Source organism: Streptomyces sp. SID14478, assembly GCF_010548525.1.
GTDB lineage: Bacteria > Actinomycetota > Actinomycetes > Streptomycetales > Streptomycetaceae > Streptomyces.
On record NZ_JAAGMG010001094.1, the window covers coordinates 1 to 770 of the forward strand.

The following is a 770-nucleotide window of genomic DNA, read 5'->3' on the forward strand; positions in this document are numbered from 1 at the left end:
GAGCCGCGGGAGGTCCCGGACGGGCCGGCCCCCGCGCCACCGCTCAAGCGCCCCGGTCTCGTGCGGCTCCTCCCGGTCGTCGTGCGGGCGATCCGCAAGGAGGCCCGCCCCGGCTCCCCGATCCTGCGCCACGCCACGCGCGTCTGCGCCGTGGCGGTGGCCGGCTACCTCATCGGCGAGGTCCTGCCCCTCGGCCACGGCTACTGGGCGCCCATGTCGGCCGTCATGGTGATGCGCCCCGACTTCTCCCAGACGTACTCCCGCGCGGTCGCCCGCTTCGGCGGCACCCTCGTCGGCGTCGTCCTGGCCACCGCGGTCGTCCAACTCGCCGACCCCGGTACGCAGTTGTCGGCCGCGCTGGCCGTCGTCTGCGCGGGCCTGATGTACCTGCTGATGCGCACAGGCCAGCTCGCGGCCCAGGCCTGCGTCGCCGCGTATGTCGTCTTCCTGCTCGGCATGGGCGGCCAGACCTGGAGCCAGACGGTGCCCGAGCGCGTCGTGCTCACCCTCGTCGGCGGGCTCCTGGCGACGCTTTCTTACGCGCTCTACCCGGCCTGGGAGACCCCGCGCCTGCGCACCCGCCTCGCCGACTGGCTCGTCGCGCTCGGCGAGTACGCGGCCTCGGTCGTCGGCCACTACGCCCACCCGGCGGGCAAGGCCTGCCCGGACGTGCGCACCGCGCTGCTGAAGGCGCGGGACGCGCACATCGCCTGGGAGGACGCCGCGGCCCGCGCGATGACCGAGCCGGTACGCCACCGCGGCCTGTCCCG

General features: G+C 75.6%; 1 protein-coding gene. It reads left to right on the top strand.

Translation table 11 applies throughout. The features are described from left to right. A partial coding sequence (locus tag G3I40_RS35470; RefSeq protein WP_203645364.1) for an FUSC family protein occupies positions 1-770 on the top strand: 770 nt, incomplete at both ends.